Raw genomic sequence first — 22,640 nt, 5'->3', positions numbered from 1 at the left:
AGGTTGAAAAGGCTATGGCCAGACTTAAAACACGTTATAACGACGAACTTAAGGCTCAGTTACAAGAAACTTTAGCTCTTAAGAATGTGATGGATATTCCACGCATTACTAAAATTACCATTAACATGGGTGTTGGTGCAGCTTCAGCTGACAAGAAATTGTTAGATGGCGCTTTAGCTGACATGCAAGCTATTGCTGGTCAAAAACCAGTTCTTACATTAGCTCGCAAATCAATCGCTGGTTTCAAAATCCGTGATGGTTGGCCGATTGGTTGTAAAGTTACTTTACGCGGCGAACGTATGTACGAATTCTTAGACCGTTTGATCTCTATCGCGATCCCTCGTATCCGTGACTTCCGTGGTTTCTCTGCGAAATCATTCGACGGTCGTGGTAACTACTCAATGGGTCTTAAGGAACAAATCATGTTCCCTGAAATCGATTTTGATAAGATTGACCGTATTCGTGGTATGGATATTACCATCACTACGACTGCTCGCACTGATGACGAAGGCCGTGCGCTTATGCGTGCATTCGGCTTCCCGTTCAAATAAGAGGTCGATATGGCTAAGAAAGGTATGATTAATCGCGAATTGAAACGCGAAGCTACTGTTGCTAAATACGCTGCGAAACGTGCTGAATTAAAAGCAATTATCGCAAACGTAAATGCATCAGACGAAGAACGTTTCGAAGCGATGATGAAATTTCAAGCATTACCACGTAATGCGTCTCCAGTACGTCTACGTAACCGCTGTGGTTTAACTGGTCGTCCTCATGGTTACTTCCGTAAGTTCGGTCTAAGCCGTAACAAATTACGTGATACAGTAATGCAAGGTGATGTGCCGGGCGTTGTTAAGGCAAGCTGGTAAGGAGCACTATAAATGAGTATGCAAGATACCGTTGCCGACATGTTAACACGTGTTCGTAACGCACAAATGGCTAAGAAACAAACTGTTTCTATGCCAAACTCAAAGTTAAAAGTTGCGATTGCTAATGTTCTTCAACAAGAAGGTTACATTGCAGACGTAGCTGTTGCTGATGCTGAAGGCAAAGCAACACTTACTTTGACTTTAAAATATTTCGAAGGCAAGCCAGTTATCGATACTGTTAAGCGCGTAAGCCGTCCAGGTCTTCGCCAATACCGCGGTAAAGATGCACTTCCTAGCGTTAAGCAAGGTTTGGGTATTGCAATTGTTTCTACAAGCAAAGGCATCATGACTGATCGCGCTGCACGTGCTGCAGGTATCGGTGGTGAAGTTATTGCTTTTGTTTCTTAATAGGTGATTCCTCATGTCTCGTGTGGCTAAAGCCCCAGTAACTGTGCCTAACGGTGTAACAGTTACTCAGAACGGCCGGCAGGTCGAAGTGAAAGGCAGCAAAGGTACATTGTCTTTCAACCTGCATGCGCTGGTCGAGCTTAAACAGGAAGACGGTACTCTAGTTGTTGCTCCAGTTAAAGAATCTAAAGATTCTTGGATGCAAGCTGGTACTGCTCGCGCTGTGCTTAACAACCTTGTTAAAGGTGTTAGCGAAGGTTTCGAACGTAAGTTGCAACTTATCGGTGTTGGTTATAAAGCTGCGGTTAAAGGTAATGTTATTAACCTTAACCTTGGTTTCTCTCACCCGATCGATTACAACCTTCCTGAAGGTGTGACTGCAGAAACTCCAACTGCTACTGAAATTGTTCTTAAATCTGCTGATAAAGCAGCTTTAGGTCAAGTAGCTGCTGAGATTCGTGGTTACCGTCCTCCTGAGCCTTATAAAGGTAAAGGTGTTCGTTATTCTGACGAAGTTGTACTTCGTAAAGAAGCTAAGAAGAAATAAGGCGCGAGGTTCTTATGAACGAAAAGAAACAATCCCGTTTGCGTCGTGCGAAAAGCACACGCTTGCACATTCGTGCATTGGGTGCGACTCGTTTGTGTGTAAACCGCACTCCGCGTCACATCTATGCTCAAGTTATCTCAGCAGATGGTGGCAAAGTATTAGCTCAAGCTTCTACTTTAGATGCTACTCTACGTGCTGGTACAACTGGTAACGTAAATGCAGCCCAACAAGTTGGTGCTTTAATTGCAGAGCGTGCGAAAGCTGCTGGTGTAACTAAAGTTGCATTTGACCGTTCTGGTTTTAAATATCATGGTCGTATCAAAGCCTTGGCTGATGCTGCTCGTGAAAACGGTTTGGAGTTCTAATCATGGCTAAAGTTGAACAAAACGAAGGTCTTGTTGAAAAGCTGGTTGCCGTTGATCGTGTAGCCAAAGTTGTTAAGGGTGGTCGTATCTTCTCTTTCACAGCATTAACTGTTGTGGGTGATGGTAATGGTCGTGTAGGTTTTGGTCGTGGTAAAGCACGTGAAGTTCCAGCTGCTATTTCTAAAGCACTAGAAGCTGCTCGTCGCAACATGATTACAGTTGATCTAGTTGATGGTACTGTTCAGCATCCTATCAATGCTCGTCACGGTGCAAGCCGCGTTTACATGCAACCTGCTTCTGAAGGTACTGGTGTAATTGCTGGTGGCGCTATGCGTGCAGTTTTAGAAGCTGTTGGCGTACGTAACGTATTGACTAAATGTTATGGCTCTACCAATGCTGCTAACGTAGTAAACGCAACTTTTAACGGTTTGCGTGATATGACTTCTCCTGAGAAAGTCGCTGCGAAACGTGGTTTGACAGTAGCACAAATTCAAGGGTAATCAATCATGAAAACGATTAAAGTTACCCAGACTAAATCTTCAGCTCATCGCTTGAAAAATCACAAGCTTAGCTTGCAAGGTTTAGGTCTGCGTCGTATTGGTCATACTGTAGAAGTGCAAGATACGCCTTCTAACCGTGGTATGATCAACCAAGTCTACTATATGGTTAGTGTAGAGGAGTAAGCCATGACTCTGCGTTTAAATGAACTTGCGCCTGCAGAAGGTGCAAAACGCGACAATTTGCGTAAAGGTCGTGGTATTGGTTCTGGTGTTGGTAAAACCGGTGGCCGTGGTGTGAAAGGTCAAACTTCACGCTCTGGTGGCGGTGTACGTGCTGGATTCGAAGGTGGTCAAACTGCGTTGTATCGTCGTTTACCTAAATTCGGTTTCACTAGCCAAATCGCTTTGAAAACTGCTGAAGTACGTTTATCTGAGCTTTCTAAAGTTGAAGGTGATATCGTTTCACTTGAAACTTTAAAAGCGGCGAATGTTGTTCGTAAAGACATGATTCGTGCACGTATCGTACTTTCTGGTGAAATTACTCGTGCTTTCACTGTACAAGGTGTTGCATTGACTAAAGGCGCTAAAGCTGCTCTTGAAGCTGCTGGCGGTAAAGTCGAGGAGTAATTCCCAGTGTCTATGACTCCTAGTTCTTCAGGTCATGTAAACATGATGAAAGGTCAACCATTTCATGTGAAATATCGTGAAATTATTCGCCGAATGATGTTCCTCATTGGTGCTTTGTTGGTTTTTCGACTAGGAGCGCATATTCCAGTACCGGGTATCAATAATGCTGCCCTTGAGAACCTTTTTAATGCAAACCAAGGTACTATCCTTGGTTTGTTTAACACGTTCTCAGGTGGTGCATTAGAGCGAATGTCTATTCTTGCATTAGGCATTATGCCGTATATTTCTGCATCGATTATTGTGCAGTTAATGTCTACGGTAGTACCTTCGCTTGAAGCTTTGAAAAAAGAAGGCGAGCAAGGTAAACGCAAAATAAACCAGTACACACGTCAAGGTACGTTGTTGCTTGCTTTTGTGCAGGCTACAGGTATGTGTGCAGGTCTTATTAGTCAAGGTATTACTTTGACTAATGGATTGGCATTTTATGTACCAGCAATAACATCGTTAGTTGCTGGCACAATGTTCCTTATGTGGTTGGGTGAGCAGATTACTGAGCGTGGTGTTGGTAATGGTATTTCCATGATCATCTTCGCTGGTATTGTTGCAGGGTTACCAAATATGGTTCTGCAATCGTTCACTTCTGTTGAGAACGGTCAAATGACTTTGATCAGTTTGGCTGTATTTGCACTTATATCATTAGGTGTACTTGCTGCAATTGTATTTATTGAGAAAGCGCAACGTCGTATTCCAGTAAACTACGCACAGAAACAACAGGGACGTCGTGTATTTACAGCGCAACAGACACATTTGCCATTAAAAATTAATATGGCTGGTGTTATTCCTGCAATCTTTGCAAGCTCATTGTTATTGTTCCCTGCGAGCTTAGGACAGTGGGTAGGAAGTTCTGATGCAAATGCTGGTTTTATTAAGCGTGGCTTACAAGAATTAGCATTAGTTCTGTCGCCTGGACAACCGTTGTATTTGGTGCTCTTTGGTGCGTTAATTATCTTTTTCTGTTATTTTTATACGGCTTTACAATTTAGCCCTAAAGAAGTTGCAGAGAACTTGAAACGCAGCGGAGCTTATGTACCTGGTATACGCCCAGGTGAGCAAACTGCTCGTTACTTAGATCATATTCTTAATCGTTTGACTTTTATTGGTGCAATCTACATTACAGTCATCTGCTTAATGCCGATGATTTTACAAAGTTCATTTGGTATCCCTTTCCATTTAGGTGGTACTTCTTTGTTAATTGTAGTAGTCGTTGTGATGGACTTTATGGCTCAGCTTCAAGCCCATCTTACTTCTCACCAATATGATAATCAGACATTAATGAGAAAAACGACTGCTCATCCTAAGGGATAAGCGCACTTAGAGGTTTCATCATGAAAGTACAAGCTTCTGTAAAGAAAATTTGTGGTAGCTGTAAAGTTATCCGTCGTAATGGGGTTATTCGCGTAATTTGTAGCGCTGAACCTCGTCATAAGCAGCGTCAAGGTTAATCTAATCAAGACCTGTTGATTTCAGTAGGCTAATTAGGTTATTATCCGCCCCTCAAGATTTTTGTGGGGCGGTTGATTATCTCAATTGCCTTTTTGGAGAAAATTGAATGGCTCGTATTGCCGGTGTAAACATTCCGGATAACAAGCATGCTGTTATCTCTCTAACGTACATCTTTGGTATTGGTCGCCATACTGCTAAGTCTATTTTGGCTGCAGCTGGTATTGCAACGACTACTAAGATCCGTGAATTAGATGACGCTCAGCTTGATGCGATTCGTGCAGAAGTTGCTAAGGTTCCGACCGAAGGTGATTTACGTCGCGAAATTTCCATGAACATTAAACGTTTAATGGATTTAGGCTGCTACCGCGGTCTTCGTCATCGTCGCAGCTTGCCTGTCCGCGGACAACGCACTAAAACTAACGCTCGTACCCGTAAAGGTCCGCGCAAACCTATTAAGAAATAAGATTTCTGGAAGCTAAAAGATGGCTAAAGATACTCGCACACGCAAGAAGGTCACTCGTACCGTCTCTGAAGGTGTTGCACACATTCACGCTTCTTTTAATAACACCATTGTGACTATTACCGATCGTCAAGGTAATGCACTGGCTTGGGCTACCTCTGGTGGACAAGGCTTCCGTGGATCACGTAAATCAACACCGTTTGCTGCTCAGGTAGCTGCTGAAGTTGCTGGTAAAGCTGCTTTAGATTACGGTTTGAAAAACTTGGACGTCCTTGTAAAAGGTCCTGGTCCTGGTCGTGAGTCTGCGGTTCGTGCTTTAGGTGCAGTGGGTTATAAAATTAACAGCATTACCGATGTGACGCCAATTCCGCACAACGGTTGCCGTCCACCTAAAAAACGTCGCGTGTAAGGAGAAACATTCATGGCTCGTTATATTGGTCCAAAATGCAAACTCTCTCGCCGCGAAGGGACAGACCTGCAACTTAAATCAGGCGTTAAACCGTTTGATGTTAAGACTAAAAAACATGCTAAAGCTCCTGGCCAACATGGCGGGGCTCGTGGTAGCAAACAATCTGAGTACTCACTACAATTACGTGAAAAACAAAAAGTACGTCGTATGTACGGTGTTTTAGAGCGTCAATTTAGTAATTACTATAAAGAAGCTGCTCGTGTTAAAGGCGCAACTGGTGAAAACTTGTTGAAATTGCTTGAAAGCCGCCTAGATAACGTTGTTTATCGCATGGGTTTTGGTTCTACACGTGCAGAAGCTCGTCAGCTTGTATCTCACCGCTCAATCACTTTAAATGGTCGTCGTGTTAACATCGCGTCAATCCAAGTTAAAGCGGGCGATGTGATCGCAGTTCACGAAGGTGCTAAACAACAATTACGTATTAAAAACGCAATTGAATTAGCTGCTCAACGTGGTATTCCTGCTTGGATGGAAATTGACCATTCTAAACTGGAAGGTACGTTTAAAGCTGCACCAGATCGTTCTGATTTACCTGCTGAAATCAACGAAAGCTTGATTGTAGAATTGTATTCTAAATAATCCTTGAGGTAGCAATAATGACGCGTACTGCAAATGAGTTTCTAACTCCGCAAGCGATCAAGGTCGAAGCGGTTAGCGGGACCTCGGCAAAAGTTATTCTAGAACCATTAGAGCGTGGCTTTGGTCATACTCTTGGTAATGCTTTACGTCGCATCCTTCTTTCTTCTTTGCCTGGCGCTGCTGTGGTAGAAGTTGAAATTGAGGGTGTTGAGCACGAGTACAGTACCTTGGAAGGCTTGCAGCAGGACATCGTCGAGCTCTTGCTGAACCTAAAAGGATTGTCTATTAAGCTGTTCGATCAAAATGAAGCTTATTTGACATTAGAGAAACAAGGTCCTGGCGACGTAACTGCCGCTGACCTTCGTTTACCTCATAATGTTGAAGTGGTTAACCCTGAACACTTGATCGGTACTCTTAGTGCTTCTGGCTCTTTAAAAATGCGCTTGAAAGTTTCTCAAGGCCGTGGTTATGAAACTTCTGATTCACGCTTCCCTGAAGGCGAAACTCGCCCTGTAGGTCGCTTACAATTAGATGCTTCTTATAGCCCGATCAAACGTGTGTCTTACATCGTAGAAAATGCGCGTGTAGAACAACGTACTGACCTTGATAAGCTGATCATTGATCTTGAAACAAATGGTACAGTAGATCCAGAAGAAGCGATCCGCAAAGCGGCAACAATTTTGCAACAACAAATTGCAATTTTTGTTGATCTTCAGAAAGATCAAGCTCCAGTTGCTCAAGAGCCTCGTGAAGAAGTTGACCCAATCTTGCTTCGTCCAGTAGATGATCTAGAGCTTACTGTTCGTTCTGCTAACTGTTTGAAAGCAGAAAATATTTACTACATCGGTGATCTTGTTCAACGTACTGAAGTTGAGTTGTTAAAAACTCCTAACTTAGGTAAAAAATCGTTGACTGAGATTAAAGATGTTCTGGCTTCAAAAGGCTTGCAACTCGGCATGCGTTTAGAGAACTGGCCACCGGCTAGTCTCCGTATGGACGATCGCTTTGCCTATCGTAGCCGTTAATTAAGTAGGACTATCACCATGCGTCATCGTAATAGTGGTGTGAAATTAGGCCGTACAAGCAGTCATCGTAAAGCGATGTTCCAAAACATGGCTAATTCTTTGTTCGAACATGAGTTAATTAAAACTACTGTTCCTAAAGCTAAAGAATTACGTCGTGTAGCTGAGCCTTTAATCACTTTAGCTAAAGTCGATACAGTAGCAAACCGTCGTTTGGCGTTTGCTCGTACTCGTTCAGCAGCAACTGTTGGTAAATTATTTACCGTTCTTGGCCCTCGTTACAAAGAACGTAACGGCGGTTATCTACGTGTGCTTAAAGCAGGCTTCCGTGCAGGTGATGCTGCGCCAATGGCTTATGTTGAGCTTGTAGATCGCGAAGTTAAATAATTTCGTAAGAATAGCTTCAGTTGTTCTTAGAAAAAGCCGGTTTTTAACCGGCTTTTTTTATGCTTAAATTTTGATATTAAACAAATGTTAAATTGACATTTTATATTGTCAAATTGTATTTTGGATTTAAATTTAATTTTGGGCATTATCGTGAAATCAGTAGATATCTTAATTGTAGGTGCAGGTATTTCTGGGCTTGGTTTAGCTGTTCATCTATTAAAGTCTTGTCCACAATTAAAATTTAGTATTCTAGAGAAACGTGAGCGTATAGGTGGTACTTGGGATTTGTTTAAATACCCTGGAATTCGTTCAGACTCTGACATGACTACATTTGGTTATAGCTTTAAGCCATGGACTAGAAAAAGTATTTTGGCTGATGGTGCTTCTATTCAGAAATATCTATTAGATGTAGTCGAAGAATATCAATTAGACCGTTATATTCAGTTTAATCATGAGGTTGTTAAAGCAAATTTCGATTCTTCTCTTCAAAAGTGGTTAGTCACAATTCAAAATAATCTTGGTGAAATACAAGATATTGAAGCAAAATATTTTGTGGGTTGTACTGGCTATTATCACTATGATCAGCCATATCAGCCAGAATTCGATAGTCAGGATGAGTTTAAAGGGCAGCTAATTCATCCACAATTATGGCCTGAAAATTTAGATTATAAGAATAAAAAAATTGTTGTTATTGGTAGTGGTGCAACGGCAATTACAATTGTACCTGCAATGGTTAAAGGTGGGGCAGCTCATGTAACGATGCTACAACGTTCGCCAACTTATATTGCATCCATTCCTGCATTAGATGTGCTTTATACGAAGTTAAGTAAAGTTGTCCCTACTAAGTATGCATATATGCTTACACGAGCAAGAAATATTGGTATGCAGCGTTTAGTTTATGTGCTCGCTCAAAAATACCCAAAACTACTTAAATATTTTCTATTGAAAGATATTCAGAAAAACCTTGAGGGTAAAGTCGATATCAAACACTTTACGCCAACATATAATCCTTGGGAGCAGCGTTTATGTGTGGTGCCTGATGGAGATTTATTTGAAGTATTGAAAACAGATAAAGCAGATATTGAAACGGATGAGATTGATCAATTTACAGTAAATGGTATTCAAATAAAATCGGGTAAACATCTTGATGCAGATATTATTGTGGTTGCAACAGGACTGAATATTCAGGTACTGGGCGGTATTCAAGCAAGTACAGATGGTCGAATGATTGATACCTCAGAGACTATGTTATATCAGGGTGTGATGGTGAGTGATGTACCAAATATGTTTATGATGATTGGTTACATTAATGCTTCATGGACATTAAAGGTGGATATTGCATCTGAGTATTTATGTCGCTTGTTTAATTATATGAGTGAAAATCATTATAAAAGCGTAGTGGCAGCTAAACAGCCCGATGCAATAACAGGTGAAACGATTATGGGGAAAATGTCATCGGGTTATATTGCTCGCGCATCTAGTGTACTGCCAAAACAGGGGAAATTTGTGCCTTGGCAAGTAACCAATAATTTTTTGGTGGATAGAAAAACATATAAACATGCAAAATTTGAAGATGGTGTGCTCAAATTTAAAGTTTAACTAGATGGTAGATGTAGTGGTGAAAAGTGTTGGGATTGTGATAAAGCCATCGAAACTTTTGAAGGGCTAGGGTACACTAGAGTTTATTAAAATACATGTATTTTGGGTAAAACGATGACTGAAGATATTAGCTTAGAAGAACGTAAGGTAATTTACCGTGCACGTCGTGGCTTAAAAGAAATTGATGTTTATTTTGATCCGTATGTAAAAAACTATTATTTGAAAGCAGATACTGAAGAGAAGCAAATGTTCAATGAACTTGTTGATCAAGAAGATCCAGATCTTTTAGATTGGTTTATGGAGGTTTCTGAGCCACCACGTCCAGAGCTTAAAGATTTCATTAAAAAGTTAAAGTTCTACGTGCATGGTTCATAAAGAATTTCACCTGAAACACAGTCGGTTTTCGATTGTGTTTCAATTTGTGATTATTCTCTTAATTATTTTCATTCTATATCAAGTATTAAGTATTCTATTTTTTATTATCGCTGTAGTACTTTTACTTCTTTCATTTTTCTTCTTCAATCAAAAACAAGAAATAGAATATTTTGCATATTTAGATGATGCTGTTTGGAGTTTGAAATTTAAAAATAATAAGAAAATATATAGAGTTAAAATCCAAAATATTTTAAATCATCAATTGTATATAGTTATCCAATTAAAAGATTCTGACTGTAAATCATTTGTTATTTGGTTTGATCAGCTTAATCGTATGCAGTGGAAAAATTTAAAAATATTATCAGTATTAAAATAAAAATCATGTAAAAAATAAGCATTGTTAGACAATTTTTATATGATGTTATTTAATTTCAATATAAATTAAGACCTAGAGAGCAATATTAATTTAAATTTTTATCTTATTCATTATTTTAAACAAATAGCCAAGTGATTGGCTGACCAGTTTATAAGTAGCATGTGCAGAACCGTCGCAATGCTACTTTTTTTTGTCTATTTTTAACTGCTTAAAGCTTTTTTTGAATGAGTGGGCTACAAAGTAAAATGGCAGACAAAATTAATACAAAGCCAATTATGCTATAGATGTCGGGCAGTTCGTGCCAAAATAAATATCCCCAAATTCCTGCAAAAATAATCGCAACATAATTGACGGGTCCAATTTGACCTGCAGGTGCGAGTTTGTAAGCATTAGACATAAAAATTTGACTAATATTTGCAAGAATCCCCGCGCAAACTAAATAACCGAGTTCTGTATAAGTATATGGACGCCAAACAAAGAACATCGGGATAGATGAGATTATTGTGCCAAAAAAGCAAAAGTAGAAAACAATTCGTTCTGGTGGTTCAGTTGCTGTTAATGCACGAACTGTCACAAATGCCATTGCAGCTAAAAAACTAGATAAAAGCCCAATAATAGAGAGTAAATTAAATAGACCTGAATCGGGTTTTGCTACACAAAGTACGCCAAATAATCCGATAGTTGCAGCTATAAGCATTGCCTTTGTTATTTTTTCTTTTAAGAATAGCCATGCAATCAGTGGAATGAAAATTGGGGATGAATAAGAAAAAACCATCGCATTAGATAGTTTTAAATGTGCAATCGCGTAGAAAAAACCATACATTGCCATTAAGCCAACAATTGATCGCCAAGTATGCATCCAAAGCTTATCTGTTTTGAAAAAGGGGGTGCCGTATTTGATGATAAATGGGATAAAAATAAATAGACCAACAACATTTCTAAAGAACACAACTGTTGCGTTATCAACTGTATGGGAGGCGTAGCGAATGCAGACTCCCATGAGTGAAAAAAGCAGTGCAGAACAGGTTAAACAAAAGATTGCTTTAGATAAGTCTTGCTTTGATGAAATGCTGGACATAAAAAATGGCTAGGATGAGTTTTCACCATTCTAGCCGAATTAGATAAAATTGATAATTTATTGCGATTCAGCAAGTTGTGCCTCAAGCAGTTTTATTTGCTCTTCTTTTAGCTCAATGAGTTGGTCTGCATCGGCATGTTGTTCTTTTAAAATAGTTTCTTGATCTTTGAGTTGGTTTTGAATGTCTTTAAGTTTAGCAACTTCTTCTTTTGCTAAAGATGCATTTTCAGGGATGGCTTCTTTTAAAATATCTTCTGAAATTAAAGTTGATGTGCTCGTTTCCGTAAGAGTGACTTCGCTTGCTGCTGGTGCAGGTTCACTTGTGGCAATCACTTCTGAAGCGGGTGTTGAAGTATTAGGTATCTTTTCAACGTCACTTTTTGTAAAGTTGAAATAGGCAAAGGCACTAGCAACAATTAAAATTAGAAGACCAGTAATTCCCCATAAAACCTTTGAACTATTTCTTTCTCTTATTGCCATGTGATTAATCCTATTATTATTTTTGACGTGGTTTGAATTGTATTACGCCAATATCATCTGGAATAGCGGGAACTTCAGGCTCATCTATATGAGTCGGTCGGTTCTCACTATAACCACAATCAATACATTCTATCCACTCATTTTCACCAGAAGTAAGCATGACAACACGATCTAAAGCCTGACATTTTGGACATTTTGCACCAGCGATGAAACGACGTTTAATAGTCATCATACTTACCTAAATTTAAACTAAGACTAGTAGTTTAAGATTTTACTAGGCTTTCGTCCAACCCTGATGACGCAATAGTGCATCAATTTTAGGCTCACGTTTACGAAAATTGATAAATGCATCAAGTGCTTGATCTTTTCCGCCGACTGCTAGAATAGAAGCTCTGAACTGTTTTCCTGTCTCTGTATTAAAAATACCATCTTGTTCGAAACGGTCAAACGCATCACTCGCTAGTACTTCAGCCCATTTGTATGAATAATAACCTGCTGCATATCCGCCTGCAAAAATATGGCTAAACCCGTGTTGGAAGCGATTATATGATGTTGTCGGCGCAACAGAATATTTGTGACGAATATCATCCATTGTGGCTTGGATACTCATCGCATTTAAAGCTGGATTGGCTTTATGAATGTTTAAGTCGAACAAAGCGAATTCAATTTGACGCAGGGTTTGCATGCCAGATTGGAAGAAACGTGCATCTAACAGGGCTTTTAAAAGTTCTTTAGATAAGGTTTCTTTGGTTTCGATATGTTCGCTCAGTAAATCTAGACTTTCATGATCCCAAGCCCAAAACTCCATAAATTGGCTTGGAAGTTCAACAGCATCCCATGCAACACCATGTGTACCTGCAACAGAAATATTGTCTACTTCTGTCAGCATGTGATGTAAGCCATGTCCAAATTCATGGAAAAGGGTGATGACTTCATCATGTGTTAATAAAGCAGGTTGATCACCTACAGGTGGGGTAAAGTTACATACCATGTAGCAAACTGGGTTCTGTAAGCCGCTATTTGTTTGCATACGAGAACGGAAACCACTCATCCATGCACCACCACGTTTACCGCTACGAGCATATAAGTCAAAGTAGAATCCACCTACAACTTTACCGTGATCTTCTAGTTCGTAATAATGTGCATCCTCATGCCAAACTGGTGCTTGGCGTTCTACGATATTAATACCGTAAAGGCGGTTCACAATACTAAACAAACCTTGCAAGACTTTAGGTGCAGGGAAGTATGGCTTTAATGCTTCTTGAGATAAGTTGAATTGTTGAACTTTCAGTTTTTCTGAATAGTAAGTGGTATCCCAAGGTTCTAAGTTTGTAATGCCATCTTCTGATGCAATTGCTTTTAATTCTGCAATTTCTTTTTCGGCAGGTGCTCGAGCATGTTCAGCTAAATCGATGAGGAACTTATCTACAGTTTCAACATCGGGTGCCATTTTGCTTGCAAGCGAAAGTTCGGCATAGTTTTGGAAACCTAAAAGCTGTGCCATTTCTTGACGCAGGCTTAGAATTTCTTCCATTACCGTTGTATTGTCAAATTCAGGATGATCACTCATTTCCGATGCGCGTGTTGTATAGGCTTTATAAAGCTCTTCACGTAATTCACGATTTTCGGCATACGTCATAATTGCTAAATAAGATGGAATATCTAAAGTAGCAACGGCTTGTTCTAATTCACGCTGTTGACCATATTGTTTTAAGAGTTCAATACTGCTTTGTGGTAAGCCTTTGAGTTGATCTTCTGAAAGTGCTTTAAAGTACGCTTGGGTTGCATCTAACACATGATTTGAAAAGTCAGATGAAAGCTGTGATAAACGAGCTGAAATTTCTGCATAGCGTTTTTTCGCTTCGCCTTCTAAAGCAACACCTGAAAGTTTGAAATCGCGTAAAGCAAGTTTGATTGCACTTTGTTGTGCTTCTGAAAGTGCTGAAAAATCGGCAGAATCATGTACGTGTTGGTAAGTTTGATAAAGTGCAGTGTGCTGACCAAGCGCTGTGTAGTATTCACTTAAAGCCGGAAGTAATGCTTGGTAAACTTCACGTGTTTCTGCATTGTTCATCACTGCGTTTAAGTGAGATAAAACACCCCAAGCTTCACTCATATTGTTTTCAAGTGCGTCAATTTGGTCGAGCGTTGCGAGTTGTTCAGTTGTTGAAGTAGGAACTTCTGTAAGATTTTTTAAGAAGCTTTGTCCTTGTTGAATGGCGTTTTCAATATTTTGTTTTAATGATTCGAGTGTAATTTGATCGAACTGTGGTACTGGCAAAGTTGCCTTTTCTAAAGTCATCGCAATGCGCCATAAATTTTTTAAGTTAGTAGTAGATGTAAGGGCAGTGAGAAGATAAATCAAGAAGATTTCTATGCTTTACGCTAATTAATAACTCAGAAGCATTTTTATTTAATTTTTTTCAGATAAAAAAAAGAGCGCCTAAGCGCTCTTTTCCGTTTTAAGAATTACTCTGTTTTTGCTTTCGCATTAGATTTTTTCTTTTTTGCTTTGGCTTTTTTCTTTGCCTTCGCTTTTTCTATTTTCTCCGCCGATTTTTTACTTGGCTTTTTCGTATACGAACTCGGTTGTCCTTTGGCTTTTTTCTTGCGAAGAGGTTTTTCACCATCTTCACTTAAAACTGCTTTAGGACGTTCGCCAAATACTTCTTTTTTGGTTTGAGTTGGGGCTTTCGCTGCAACTCGTGGAGCACGGCTACGAATAGTTCGACCTGCGTGGGTTAATTGTTGAAGCAATTCAAAGTCAATCTTACGATCTTCTAAGTTTACTGCTGCAACTTTAATTTTCACTTCATCGCCTAAGCTAAATGTTTGACCACGACTTTGTCCCACCAAGCTTTGACTTGCTTGATCGAAAACAAAGAAGTCATCGCCCAATTGGCTAACATGAATCATGCCATCTACATATAAGTCTTTTAAGGTTACAAATAGACCAAACTCAGCAACAGCTGAAATAACCCCAACAAACTCTTCACCTAAATGCTGATGCATGTAGTGACATTTTAGCCATGTAGTTACTGAGCGAGATGCTTCATCTGCACGACGTTCAGTTGCAGAAAAATGAGTTCCTGCTTCTTCTAAAGCACCGCCAGAAAGAGGAGATGGCTTTTGCTTCAAGTGTGCCTTGATTGCTCTATGAAGCAACAAGTCAGGGTAGCGACGAATTGGCGAAGTGAAATGCGTATAAGCATCGTAAGCCAAACCGAAGTGACCTGCATTGTTTGGACCATAATAAGCTTGCATCATTGAACGTAAAAGTACGGCATGAATGCTTGGCGCATCAATACGGTCTTTGGTCGCTTCAATCACTGCTTGATAGTCTGCTTGCGTTGGTTGTTCAGGGAATTGTAAACCTAAAAGTTTTACAAAATCGCGAACTTTTTGAATGCGTGAAAATTCAGGTGGCTCATGAATACGATAGAGCATTGGAATTTCATTTTTTAATGCATATTCTGCGGCTGCAACGTTGGCAAGCAACATACATTCTTCAATTAGTTTATGTGCATCGTTACGGCTACGAGGTAAGATTTTATCAATTCCACCAAGTTCATCGAATGTCATGTAGGTTTCAACAGTTTCAAATTCCATGGCATGGCGTTCCGCACGTAAGCCTTTTAGAACTTGGTATAACTGGAATAACGTATTTAATGATTTGCGAACATCACGATCTTCAGTGATTGCATTGCTGTCACCATCAAAATACTGTGCAACTTTGTCGTAGGTTAAACGTGCTTTTGAATGCATCACGGATGGATAGAATTCATAACCTGTTACTCGACCTGCACGTGATAATTTTAAATCACACACCATGCATAAGCGGTCAACATTTGGATTTAATGAACATAAGCCATTTGAAATTGCTTCAGGAAGCATTGGTAGAACAAAGTGAGGGAAGTATACAGAAGTACCGCGCTCTTGAGCTTCATCGTCTAGAGGCTTGCCTGTACGCACATAGTGGCTTACATCGGCAATGGCAACAACAACACGATAACCACCACCTGGACGTTTTTCTGCATATACAGCATCATCGAAGTCGCGTGCATCTTCACCATCAATCGTCACTAATGGTAAATCACGCAAATCGATACGATCTTTACGGTCTTGTGCTGATGGCTCTTTAAAGCTTTCGGCATCTTTAACTACTTCAGCAGGGAACTCATAAGGCAAACCAAATTCTAAAATAGTTTGCGGAATAATAATTTCTGTATCTGCTTTGTCTGCCATAGATTGAACAATATGACCTGTTGCAAATTCTTCGCGTGTTGGGTAGCTGTCGAGTTCTACACGTAGCGAGTCGCCCACATTTGCTTTGGCATGTTCAATCAGTTCTTTTTCTAAGGTAATAGGCTGATGTGCATTTGGATTTGAAGGTTGAATAAAGTATTCACCTTCATGAACAGCTAATTTACCAATAATTTGTTTTACACGATGTTGCACAACTTCTGTAATAAAGCCCCAAGCTTTACCTTTACGATCGACAGAAGTTTGGCGTACTTTAACGCGGTCACCGTTAAATACAAGACGAAGTTCACGCTCAGGAAGTAACAAGTCATCATGACCTGAAATGTTTGCGCTACCCATACCTTTAGAGTTGATGTAAACCGTTGCTTCGTGAACAGGTTGCTCTTCTGCAATTTGGAATTTAAACCCATCTTTCATGAGCTGACCATCACGAACCATTGCAATTAAACGATGGCTTAAAGCATCAATACTTTTTTGATCTACAATTTTAAATTGCTCGACTAAATCTGCATGAGATAAAGGCGTAGTTTGCTTTTCAATCGTCTCTAAAATAAGAGTACGACTTGGAATGGGATTTTCGTAACGTTCAGCTTCTGCTTTCGCTTCAGGATCGACCCAATTTTTCATAATATTTGTGACTTCAAGTGAGAAGAATAGGTTTAGCATAAGTCATGCAAAGAAATACTGCACGTAATTGATTACAATAATATGTATTCGATCGATTTTTATAAAAATGGCTTGGCTTAAATGATGTAAAAATATCAAAAAACACCCAAAATAAGAAAAACACACCATAAATTGTTTAAAAAGTATTTAATTGAACGAAAATATGAAAAATTTATAAAGACTAGGCTTGCAGTAAAGCTATTATCTTTGTATTATGGCGCCTCGTTACGGTGAGATGGGTGAGTGGCTGAAACCACATCCCTGCTAAGGATGCATACGGGTAACTGTATCGAGGGTTCGAATCCCTCTCTCACCGCCAACGAATAACTTGAAATGCGCTCATAGCTCAGCTGGATAGAGCACTTGGCTACGAACTAAGGGGTCGGGAGTTCGAATCTCTCTGAGCGCACCAATCAAGTTAATCGTGAACGAAGTCGAAAGACACTGGTACGCGCTCATAGCTCAGCTGGATAGAGCACTTGGCTACGAACTAAGGGGTCGGGAGTTCGAATCTCTCTGAGCGCACCAATTTAAACATTATTGCAAATGTTTAAAAATAAAGAACCGCACATGTTGCGGTTTTTTTGTGCCTGTAGGTTTTGTTTTATATCTCTTAAGCTGTGTTCTAGACGCAGACTAGATGCAAATTTTAGTCTTTTTAATACATAAAAGATGAAAGGTTACTTAGAAAATCAAAGATCGAATAATTACTAGACACTTGATAGCTAAATTGAAAAATAACACTTAACATCTTTGAATTATCACGTATAATGCGTTCCATCAAGACGTCGCGCTCATAGCTCAGCTGGATAGAGCACTTGGCTACGAACTAAGGGGTCGGGAGTTCGAATCTCTCTGAGCGCACCAACTTGATCATCTTCATGATGTAAAAAATAGAAAAAACCGCTTAATTGCGGTTTTTTTGTGCCTGAAGTTTATGAAAATAAAACCTTTACTAAATTAGCTCAATGTTTGGTATATAAAAAGACAAGCTAAGTCCGTTTCTAGTGTAATATTTAGTTCACTTTATAGAATATTGATGATGCATAGATGTCTGAAACTAAACCTACTTTATCTCTACGTTATTTTTTGAACTTAGAAGAATCGCAAGATGGTTTCGCACTTGCGACTTTTGGTAAAAAACAATTCACTCGCTTTATTACACCTGCGGTTAGCCTTGGTATTATGATTTGGGGCTTTTACTTAGGTTTTGAAGGTGTTGGGCGTTATTACGTTGCCTTAGGTGCAGTATTTTTACTTTTGCAGTTGTTTATGCGCTATTGGTTTTTACCTATGATGTTTAAGCGCCAATTTGTAAAATATCAGTTTGGTAAAAGTGAACAAGGTTTAGACTTATACCAAGATTATGCAGATCTTTATGCGAATGGTCGTAAAGTAACTGTAAATTATGCAGATGTACAAAATTTTGCCAGCGGTAAGTTAACTTATATGCTTGAGTTAAAAAATAAAACCGTCATTATTGTGCCAAAACGTGCAATTAGTGATTCGGCAGATATCACTATCTTTGAAAACACATTCAATAAAAAGTAATTTAAGATCACTGAAAGAAAGGGAATATCATGAGTACACGTCCGTCTAAAATTGTTTGTGTTGGTCGTAGCTATGCAGATCATGCAAGAGAGTTAGGAAATGCAATTCCTGATCGTCCCGTGCTATTTATCAAACCACCTAGCAGCTTGGTTTCATTGGAAGAGGGTATTTCATGGAATTCTGACTGGGGTAATTGTCATTATGAGTGTGAGCTGTCTTTACGTATAGACCGAACTTTAAAAGCGGAAACAGATCCGAAAAAAGCGTTAGAAGCGATTGGTGCAATGACATTGGGTTTAGACTTAACTTTGCGTGATGTGCAAGATGACTTGAAAAAGAAAGGTCAGCCTTGGGAGCGTGCAAAAGCTTATGATGGTTCATGTATTTTGGCAGATTGGATAGACGCTTCTGAAGTTAAAGATTGGGATGATGTTCATTACACCTTGCATATTAATGATGAGTTACGTCAAAAAGGTGATACATCTTTCTTAATTTTTGATATAGGTTATTTACTTGCAGATATTAGCCAAGTCTTTACTTTAGAACCTGGTGATGTTGTGATGACAGGTACGCCAGCAGGTGTGGGTGCACTTGTAAAAGGTGATCAATTGAAAATGACTTTAAAAGGTCAAAAGCAAGATTATGTTTGGAATACTGAAGTAAAAGCTTAATAATTCCGTGATAAAAAGGACTGTTTATACAGTCCTTTTTTTATTGAGTTTATTTAAGTAAATCTGAAAATTTACTACTCAGCTTTAATAGTTTCGGTGGAATGGCAAAGTTGCAGTAACCCTGAGTTGGATTTTTTGCAAAATAGTTTTGGTGATATTCTTCAGCAGGATAGAAGGTTGGAACAGGGCTTAATTCAGTCACAATATTTAGCTCTTCATCTTTTAATGATTGAATCATTTTTTCTGCTTGTTGTTTTTGTTCATCATTAAAATAATAAATTACAGAACGATATTGTGTGCCGACATCATTGCCTTGACGGTTTAATGTAGTTGGATCGTGAATTGCAAAAAAGACATTAAGCAATTGTTCATACGAAATTTGAGTTTCATCAAAATCGATTAAAATTACTTCAGTATGGTTGGTGTCGCCACGGCAAATATCATCATAAGTTGGGTTGGTTGTGTGCCCACCAGCATAACCACTCGTGATATGTGTAACACCTTGAAGTTGTAAGAATACGGCTTCTGTACACCAAAAACATCCACCACCGAATAATGCTTTTTGCATGAAATGATACCAACGATTTATATTGTTTAAATATATGGGGAGAGTTTGGGTAATTACAATATTGTTCGGGTAAATAGATACAAAAAAGCCTGCTTAAAGCAGGCTCTCTTTTCTGTTTGATTAACGCGGTTGAATTGCGCTTTCAAATTCGATTTGTACTGCACCTTGAGCATCAAGTAAATAAAGTTTTTTACCGTCTACTTTGTATTTTGTTACTTGAGATAGAGCTTTATTAAAGAGTTGATCTACATTGGCGTTGTTTAAGCAAGCCATACGAGTTGATGCAACTTGGCTGAAAGAAATTGAGTGTCGACCAGCGTCGAAAGAACCCATTAAGCGGTTACAGCCATCTGAACCTGTTACACGTTTTGTTGCTTCATCAAATTGTAAGCTCGCAATATTGCGCTCTGTTGGGTTTGTAATAAGCGCAGCATTGCCAATTTTAGTTGCTACCCAAGTTTTATTTTGTAATTGATTTAAGTTTGCAGTTGTTCCAGGTAGCTGAGGTGCTGATTGGCAACCAACGAAAGCTAATGTTGAGCCTAAAAGTGAAACTGCTAAGAATTTTTTTAACATTTTATAAAGTCCCTATAAATTGACTTGATTAATATAACTAAAAAAATTAGAAACTTATTAAGTTATTTGTATATAAATTTTTCATATTTATAGGCTTCTTGTTCAATCTGCTTGAGACTTTGGTTGGAGCAACTGTTGTCGTATGGTTTCTGAGTACTTTTCACTCGTAAATTTATCAATATTATTTACTTTAGGGTTTATGTGGGCTTTTTCATACCATGTTTTCATAGACCAATCATGACTTAATGCATTTAGGTCATATAAATAATTGGGTAAATAGCCTGAAGCAATAAGGCGATAATCGAATGGTAGTTGATTATTTGAAACGGATTGCACCATGTCAAAAACCAATGTCGTACAGTTGCTTGTTAGGGTGTTATACCATTTCGCTTGTGCTTTTAAGTCTGCTGATTTCTCTAAGTATTCTTCAAATAAAGCGCGCATTTCAGATTTAGGCATAGCAACAGGGAAAAAATAAACTTGCTCACCGCGGATATTGCTACGTGTATAGATAATATCTTTTTCATCTGCAGCAATTAGACTTAATTCAAATTTTCTAAAAAAACCACCCAATGCAGAAAAGCTTTCATTTTTTTCTTTACGAATTTCAATGGAAAAGGTAAGTGGGGCACTGTTTTTAAAATCAAAACTGACAAGTGTATGAGCAATTTGCGGTCCCATCCAATAGGATGTAATCACATTGACACCCGTAATGTCATTTAAGTTGTATGTGCGTGTTTCCCAGTGCTCATCATAATCTTGTTCTGTACGCCAATTAAAATTTCGTACATTGTGAAGTGTGACAATATCGCCTTTTTGCTCAAAGCTTAGGGTTTTAGCAACTTCGGGGTTCCATTCGCGGTCTTGACGTGCAGGAATACTGAAGTACCAAAATAAAGCGAATAAGAAGGCAAAGGAGTAAACTAAAAAATCTTGTTTACGACTTAAAAATATTTTGGAAAAGTAAATTCCTAAAATACTGAGTGCAAAGGCAATCCAAGTTCCAATTAAAATGCGACTAAAAAGCCAGCCAAAAGGCTCTTGAAACCAAATTGCAAAACAGAGCCAAATGGAGGTTAAAATGACAAAAAGATTAAAAAGGGAGTGCGTGATTGCGATTCCCAGTTTTTTGAAGTTTTGTTTTTTACCAATATTTTGCATATGGTTTCTATTTTATAAAAATAATTGTCTTTATTTTCGGTAAGTTGCAAACTCAAATGCAATACTAGTTTTGTCGTCTGTATGTTTTTCAGAAGCTACTTTCATAAAACTATTAGGAATTTCTGGGTAGAAAGCATCACCTTGTACATCAAGTTCAACATGAGTAAGTTCTAAACGATCGGCAATATTAATTGTTTGTTTGAAAATTTCACCACCACCGATAATAAAAATAGTATTTGGTTTTTCAGAGGCTTTTACATCTTCAACAGCTTGAGCAAGTGCATCTTCAATGCTATACGCAACCTTAGTTCCTTCAAAAGCCCAATTTGTGTCGCGTGTAATAATCCAATTCACACGTTTTGGTAAAGTACGTCCCATAGACTCAAGGGTTTTACGCCCCATCACCACAACACCACCTTGAGTGATTTCTTTGAAGTGTTTTAGGTCGGCAGAAATATGCCAAGGTAAGTCGTTGCCTTTACCGATGCAGTGCTTTTGATCCATGGCAACAACATGAACAACTTCTAAATTTTGAAATGCCATAATGACTCTAATCCTTTGAATCTCTCCCAATTTTTTTCATCAGTTGGGAGTTTTATATGAAAGCTCCCCCTTTGTTGTAGGGGGATTATTTTCTAAAAATTAAACCGCTACAGGTGCTTTAATACCTGGGTGTGATTCATAACCAACAATTTCGATGTCTTCAAATTTGAAATCGAAGATGTCTTTAATTTCAGGATTAAGCTTCAATTGACATAATGGTAATGGTTCACGGCTCAGTTGTAATTGAGTTTGTTCAAAATGGTTGGCATATAAATGCGTATCGCCACCTGTCCAAACAAAATCTCCTACTTCTAAGTCGCATACTTGAGCAATCATATGGGTAAGTAGGGCGTAGCTTGCAATATTAAATGGCACGCCAAGGAAAACATCAGCACTACGTTGATAAAGCTGACAAGATAATTTTCCGTTGTGAACAAAGAATTGGAACAAGGTATGGCAAGGTGGTAAAGCAACTTGACCTGCTTCATTGGGGTTCCAACCAGACACAATTAAGCGTCGTGAATTTGGATTGGTTTTAATTTCATTAATAAGCCATTTTATTTGATCAAAACCATCTTGCTCATACAAACCATTTTCTTTTTTAGTACCACCAAAGTTACGCCATTGATGACCGTAAACAGGACCTAATTCACCTTCAGGACGACCAAAGCGAGCAGTTTGTTCTGCTGTAGACCATTCATCCCAAATCGTTACTTTGTTGTCTTGTAAATATTTAACATTGGTATCGCCTTTAAGGAACCAAAGTAATTCAATGACAATTGAACGGAAGTGAACTTTTTTAGTGGTCAGTAATGGAAAACCTTTAGAAAGGTCAAAACGCATTTGGTGACCGAATACAGAACGTGTACCTGTACCAGTACGGTCGCCTTTATCGCCACCGTTGTCGAGGATGTGTTGTAGAAGGTCTAAATACGCTTTCATAAATGTCCTGTTTTATTCCCCTTTAAAAGCCGTCATAAATGAAGGGCTTTCAGGTGTA

General features: G+C 38.8%; 30 protein-coding genes and 4 tRNA genes. 24 read left to right on the top strand and 10 right to left on the bottom strand.

Translation table 11 applies throughout. The features are described 5' to 3' along the window. Window positions 1-14 precede the first annotated feature (14 nt). The 18 genes from rplE to AC5YDH_RS07685 all read left to right on the top strand — a co-directional run bounded on the left by rplE (window position 15) and on the right by AC5YDH_RS07685 (window position 10,083). Window positions 15-551 carry a 50S ribosomal protein L5 gene (gene rplE / locus AC5YDH_RS07770; protein ID WP_154771862.1) on the top strand — a complete coding sequence of 179 codons (537 nt, stop codon included), beginning with the start codon at window positions 15-17 and terminating at the stop codon, window positions 549-551. Window positions 552-560: 9 nt separating this feature from the next. Then, complete coding sequence (rpsN, locus tag AC5YDH_RS07765) at window positions 561-866, top strand: 30S ribosomal protein S14 (RefSeq protein ID WP_120373538.1); 306 nt, start codon at window positions 561-563, stop codon at window positions 864-866. A 12-nt stretch (window positions 867-878) separates the two neighbouring features. Continuing rightward, a complete protein-coding gene (gene rpsH, locus AC5YDH_RS07760) occupies window positions 879-1,274 on the top strand; it encodes a 30S ribosomal protein S8 (protein ID WP_496118300.1) in 396 nt (131 codons plus the stop codon). 13 nt (window positions 1,275-1,287) lie between these two features. Then, window positions 1,288-1,821: a 50S ribosomal protein L6 gene (gene rplF, locus AC5YDH_RS07755; protein WP_496118298.1), complete on the top strand. Its 534-nt coding sequence runs from the start codon at window positions 1,288-1,290 to the stop codon at window positions 1,819-1,821. A 14-nt stretch (window positions 1,822-1,835) separates the two neighbouring features. Then, window positions 1,836-2,186: a 50S ribosomal protein L18 gene (gene rplR, locus AC5YDH_RS07750; RefSeq protein ID WP_152874603.1), complete on the top strand. Its 351-nt coding sequence runs from the start codon at window positions 1,836-1,838 to the stop codon at window positions 2,184-2,186. A 2-nt stretch (window positions 2,187-2,188) separates the two neighbouring features. Continuing rightward, on the top strand, window positions 2,189-2,686 hold the full coding sequence (gene rpsE / locus AC5YDH_RS07745; protein WP_154771865.1) for a 30S ribosomal protein S5: 498 nt from the start codon (window positions 2,189-2,191) through the stop codon (window positions 2,684-2,686). A 6-nt stretch (window positions 2,687-2,692) separates the two neighbouring features. Continuing rightward, complete coding sequence (gene rpmD / locus AC5YDH_RS07740; protein WP_004691302.1) at window positions 2,693-2,869, top strand: 50S ribosomal protein L30; 177 nt, start codon at window positions 2,693-2,695, stop codon at window positions 2,867-2,869. Window positions 2,870-2,872: 3 nt separating this feature from the next. Then, window positions 2,873-3,313, top strand: a complete 441-nt coding sequence (gene rplO / locus AC5YDH_RS07735) for a 50S ribosomal protein L15 (protein ID WP_496118295.1) — start codon at window positions 2,873-2,875, stop codon at window positions 3,311-3,313. Window positions 3,314-3,358: 45 nt separating this feature from the next. Further along, the gene (gene secY, locus AC5YDH_RS07730) at window positions 3,359-4,678 is read left to right on the top strand and encodes a preprotein translocase subunit SecY (protein ID WP_496118404.1); all 1,320 of its coding nucleotides are present in this window, start codon (window positions 3,359-3,361) and stop codon (window positions 4,676-4,678) included. Window positions 4,679-4,698: 20 nt separating this feature from the next. Then, window positions 4,699-4,815 carry a 50S ribosomal protein L36 gene (gene rpmJ / locus AC5YDH_RS07725; protein ID WP_000867907.1) on the top strand — a complete coding sequence of 39 codons (117 nt, stop codon included), beginning with the start codon at window positions 4,699-4,701 and terminating at the stop codon, window positions 4,813-4,815. Window positions 4,816-4,922: 107 nt separating this feature from the next. Further along, window positions 4,923-5,279: a 30S ribosomal protein S13 gene (rpsM, locus tag AC5YDH_RS07720; RefSeq protein WP_004825176.1), complete on the top strand. Its 357-nt coding sequence runs from the start codon at window positions 4,923-4,925 to the stop codon at window positions 5,277-5,279. Window positions 5,280-5,298: 19 nt separating this feature from the next. Further along, the gene (rpsK, locus tag AC5YDH_RS07715) at window positions 5,299-5,685 is read left to right on the top strand and encodes a 30S ribosomal protein S11 (protein WP_001040166.1); all 387 of its coding nucleotides are present in this window, start codon (window positions 5,299-5,301) and stop codon (window positions 5,683-5,685) included. A gap of 12 nt (window positions 5,686-5,697) precedes the next feature. Continuing rightward, a complete protein-coding gene (gene rpsD / locus AC5YDH_RS07710) occupies window positions 5,698-6,324 on the top strand; it encodes a 30S ribosomal protein S4 (protein WP_004657698.1) in 627 nt (208 codons plus the stop codon). 17 nt (window positions 6,325-6,341) lie between these two features. Next, window positions 6,342-7,349 (top strand): DNA-directed RNA polymerase subunit alpha, encoded by a 1,008-nt coding sequence (locus tag AC5YDH_RS07705; protein WP_154771870.1) that lies wholly within the window; start codon window positions 6,342-6,344, stop codon window positions 7,347-7,349. An 18-nt stretch (window positions 7,350-7,367) separates the two neighbouring features. After that, the gene (rplQ, locus tag AC5YDH_RS07700; protein ID WP_034587447.1) at window positions 7,368-7,733 is read left to right on the top strand and encodes a 50S ribosomal protein L17; all 366 of its coding nucleotides are present in this window, start codon (window positions 7,368-7,370) and stop codon (window positions 7,731-7,733) included. A gap of 147 nt (window positions 7,734-7,880) precedes the next feature. After that, window positions 7,881-9,332: a flavin-containing monooxygenase gene (locus tag AC5YDH_RS07695; protein ID WP_496118402.1), complete on the top strand. Its 1,452-nt coding sequence runs from the start codon at window positions 7,881-7,883 to the stop codon at window positions 9,330-9,332. A gap of 114 nt (window positions 9,333-9,446) precedes the next feature. Further along, window positions 9,447-9,707: an FAD assembly factor SdhE gene (locus AC5YDH_RS07690; protein ID WP_496118269.1), complete on the top strand. Its 261-nt coding sequence runs from the start codon at window positions 9,447-9,449 to the stop codon at window positions 9,705-9,707. A gap of 34 nt (window positions 9,708-9,741) precedes the next feature. Next, on the top strand, window positions 9,742-10,083 hold the full coding sequence (locus AC5YDH_RS07685) for a hypothetical protein (protein ID WP_496118267.1): 342 nt from the start codon (window positions 9,742-9,744) through the stop codon (window positions 10,081-10,083). Between the two features lie 208 nt (window positions 10,084-10,291). On the opposite strand, the gene AC5YDH_RS07680 is transcribed toward AC5YDH_RS07685, so the two are convergent. The 5 genes from AC5YDH_RS07680 to rnr form a co-directional block, all read right to left on the bottom strand. Further along, window positions 10,292-11,161, bottom strand: a complete 870-nt coding sequence (locus AC5YDH_RS07680) for a DMT family transporter (protein WP_496118265.1) — start codon at window positions 11,159-11,161, stop codon at window positions 10,292-10,294. A gap of 57 nt (window positions 11,162-11,218) precedes the next feature. Then, window positions 11,219-11,641 carry a hypothetical protein gene (locus tag AC5YDH_RS07675; RefSeq protein WP_496118263.1) on the bottom strand — a complete coding sequence of 141 codons (423 nt, stop codon included), beginning with the start codon at window positions 11,639-11,641 and terminating at the stop codon, window positions 11,219-11,221. 16 nt (window positions 11,642-11,657) lie between these two features. Continuing rightward, complete coding sequence (locus AC5YDH_RS07670; RefSeq protein ID WP_496118400.1) at window positions 11,658-11,864, bottom strand: YheV family putative zinc ribbon protein; 207 nt, start codon at window positions 11,862-11,864, stop codon at window positions 11,658-11,660. A gap of 51 nt (window positions 11,865-11,915) precedes the next feature. Further along, window positions 11,916-13,943 (bottom strand): M3 family metallopeptidase, encoded by a 2,028-nt coding sequence (locus tag AC5YDH_RS07665; protein ID WP_496118262.1) that lies wholly within the window; start codon window positions 13,941-13,943, stop codon window positions 11,916-11,918. Between the two features lie 167 nt (window positions 13,944-14,110). Continuing rightward, complete coding sequence (rnr, locus tag AC5YDH_RS07660) at window positions 14,111-16,534, bottom strand: ribonuclease R (protein ID WP_496118399.1); 2,424 nt, start codon at window positions 16,532-16,534, stop codon at window positions 14,111-14,113. Between the two features lie 265 nt (window positions 16,535-16,799). Between rnr and AC5YDH_RS07655 the strand changes: the two genes are divergently transcribed. The 6 genes from AC5YDH_RS07655 to AC5YDH_RS07630 all read left to right on the top strand — a co-directional run bounded on the left by AC5YDH_RS07655 (window position 16,800) and on the right by AC5YDH_RS07630 (window position 18,792). Continuing rightward, window positions 16,800-16,889: transfer RNA gene (locus AC5YDH_RS07655), tRNA-Ser, on the top strand. Window positions 16,890-16,905: 16 nt separating this feature from the next. After that, a tRNA-Arg gene (locus AC5YDH_RS07650) sits at window positions 16,906-16,982 on the top strand. 39 nt (window positions 16,983-17,021) lie between these two features. Next, a tRNA-Arg gene (locus AC5YDH_RS07645) sits at window positions 17,022-17,098 on the top strand. A gap of 262 nt (window positions 17,099-17,360) precedes the next feature. Continuing rightward, window positions 17,361-17,437 (top strand) — tRNA-Arg (locus tag AC5YDH_RS07640). 183 nt (window positions 17,438-17,620) lie between these two features. Then, on the top strand, window positions 17,621-18,121 hold the full coding sequence (locus AC5YDH_RS07635) for a YcxB family protein (protein WP_496118260.1): 501 nt from the start codon (window positions 17,621-17,623) through the stop codon (window positions 18,119-18,121). Window positions 18,122-18,150: 29 nt separating this feature from the next. Next, window positions 18,151-18,792, top strand: coding sequence for a fumarylacetoacetate hydrolase family protein (locus AC5YDH_RS07630; protein WP_496118259.1), 642 nt, complete (start codon window positions 18,151-18,153; stop codon window positions 18,790-18,792). A gap of 49 nt (window positions 18,793-18,841) precedes the next feature. Here AC5YDH_RS07630 and msrA read toward each other — a convergent pair whose 3' ends face one another. From msrA to thyA, 5 genes are all read right to left on the bottom strand, one after another. Continuing rightward, window positions 18,842-19,360 carry a peptide-methionine (S)-S-oxide reductase MsrA gene (msrA, locus tag AC5YDH_RS07625; RefSeq protein WP_496118257.1) on the bottom strand — a complete coding sequence of 173 codons (519 nt, stop codon included), beginning with the start codon at window positions 19,358-19,360 and terminating at the stop codon, window positions 18,842-18,844. 120 nt (window positions 19,361-19,480) lie between these two features. After that, window positions 19,481-19,936, bottom strand: coding sequence for an META domain-containing protein (locus AC5YDH_RS07620; protein ID WP_496118256.1), 456 nt, complete (start codon window positions 19,934-19,936; stop codon window positions 19,481-19,483). A gap of 102 nt (window positions 19,937-20,038) precedes the next feature. Beyond that, window positions 20,039-21,097 carry an Lnb N-terminal periplasmic domain-containing protein gene (locus AC5YDH_RS07615; protein WP_496118255.1) on the bottom strand — a complete coding sequence of 353 codons (1,059 nt, stop codon included), beginning with the start codon at window positions 21,095-21,097 and terminating at the stop codon, window positions 20,039-20,041. Window positions 21,098-21,127: 30 nt separating this feature from the next. Then, complete coding sequence (locus tag AC5YDH_RS07610) at window positions 21,128-21,640, bottom strand: dihydrofolate reductase (RefSeq protein ID WP_496118253.1); 513 nt, start codon at window positions 21,638-21,640, stop codon at window positions 21,128-21,130. Window positions 21,641-21,739: 99 nt separating this feature from the next. After that, on the bottom strand, window positions 21,740-22,582 hold the full coding sequence (gene thyA, locus AC5YDH_RS07605) for a thymidylate synthase (protein ID WP_496118251.1): 843 nt from the start codon (window positions 22,580-22,582) through the stop codon (window positions 21,740-21,742). Window positions 22,583-22,640: the final 58 nt, after the last annotated feature.

Source organism: Acinetobacter sp. FY683 (genome assembly GCF_059515885.1).
Note: the sequence above shows the minus strand (reverse complement) of the source record. Positions and strands in the feature narration are given on the sequence as shown.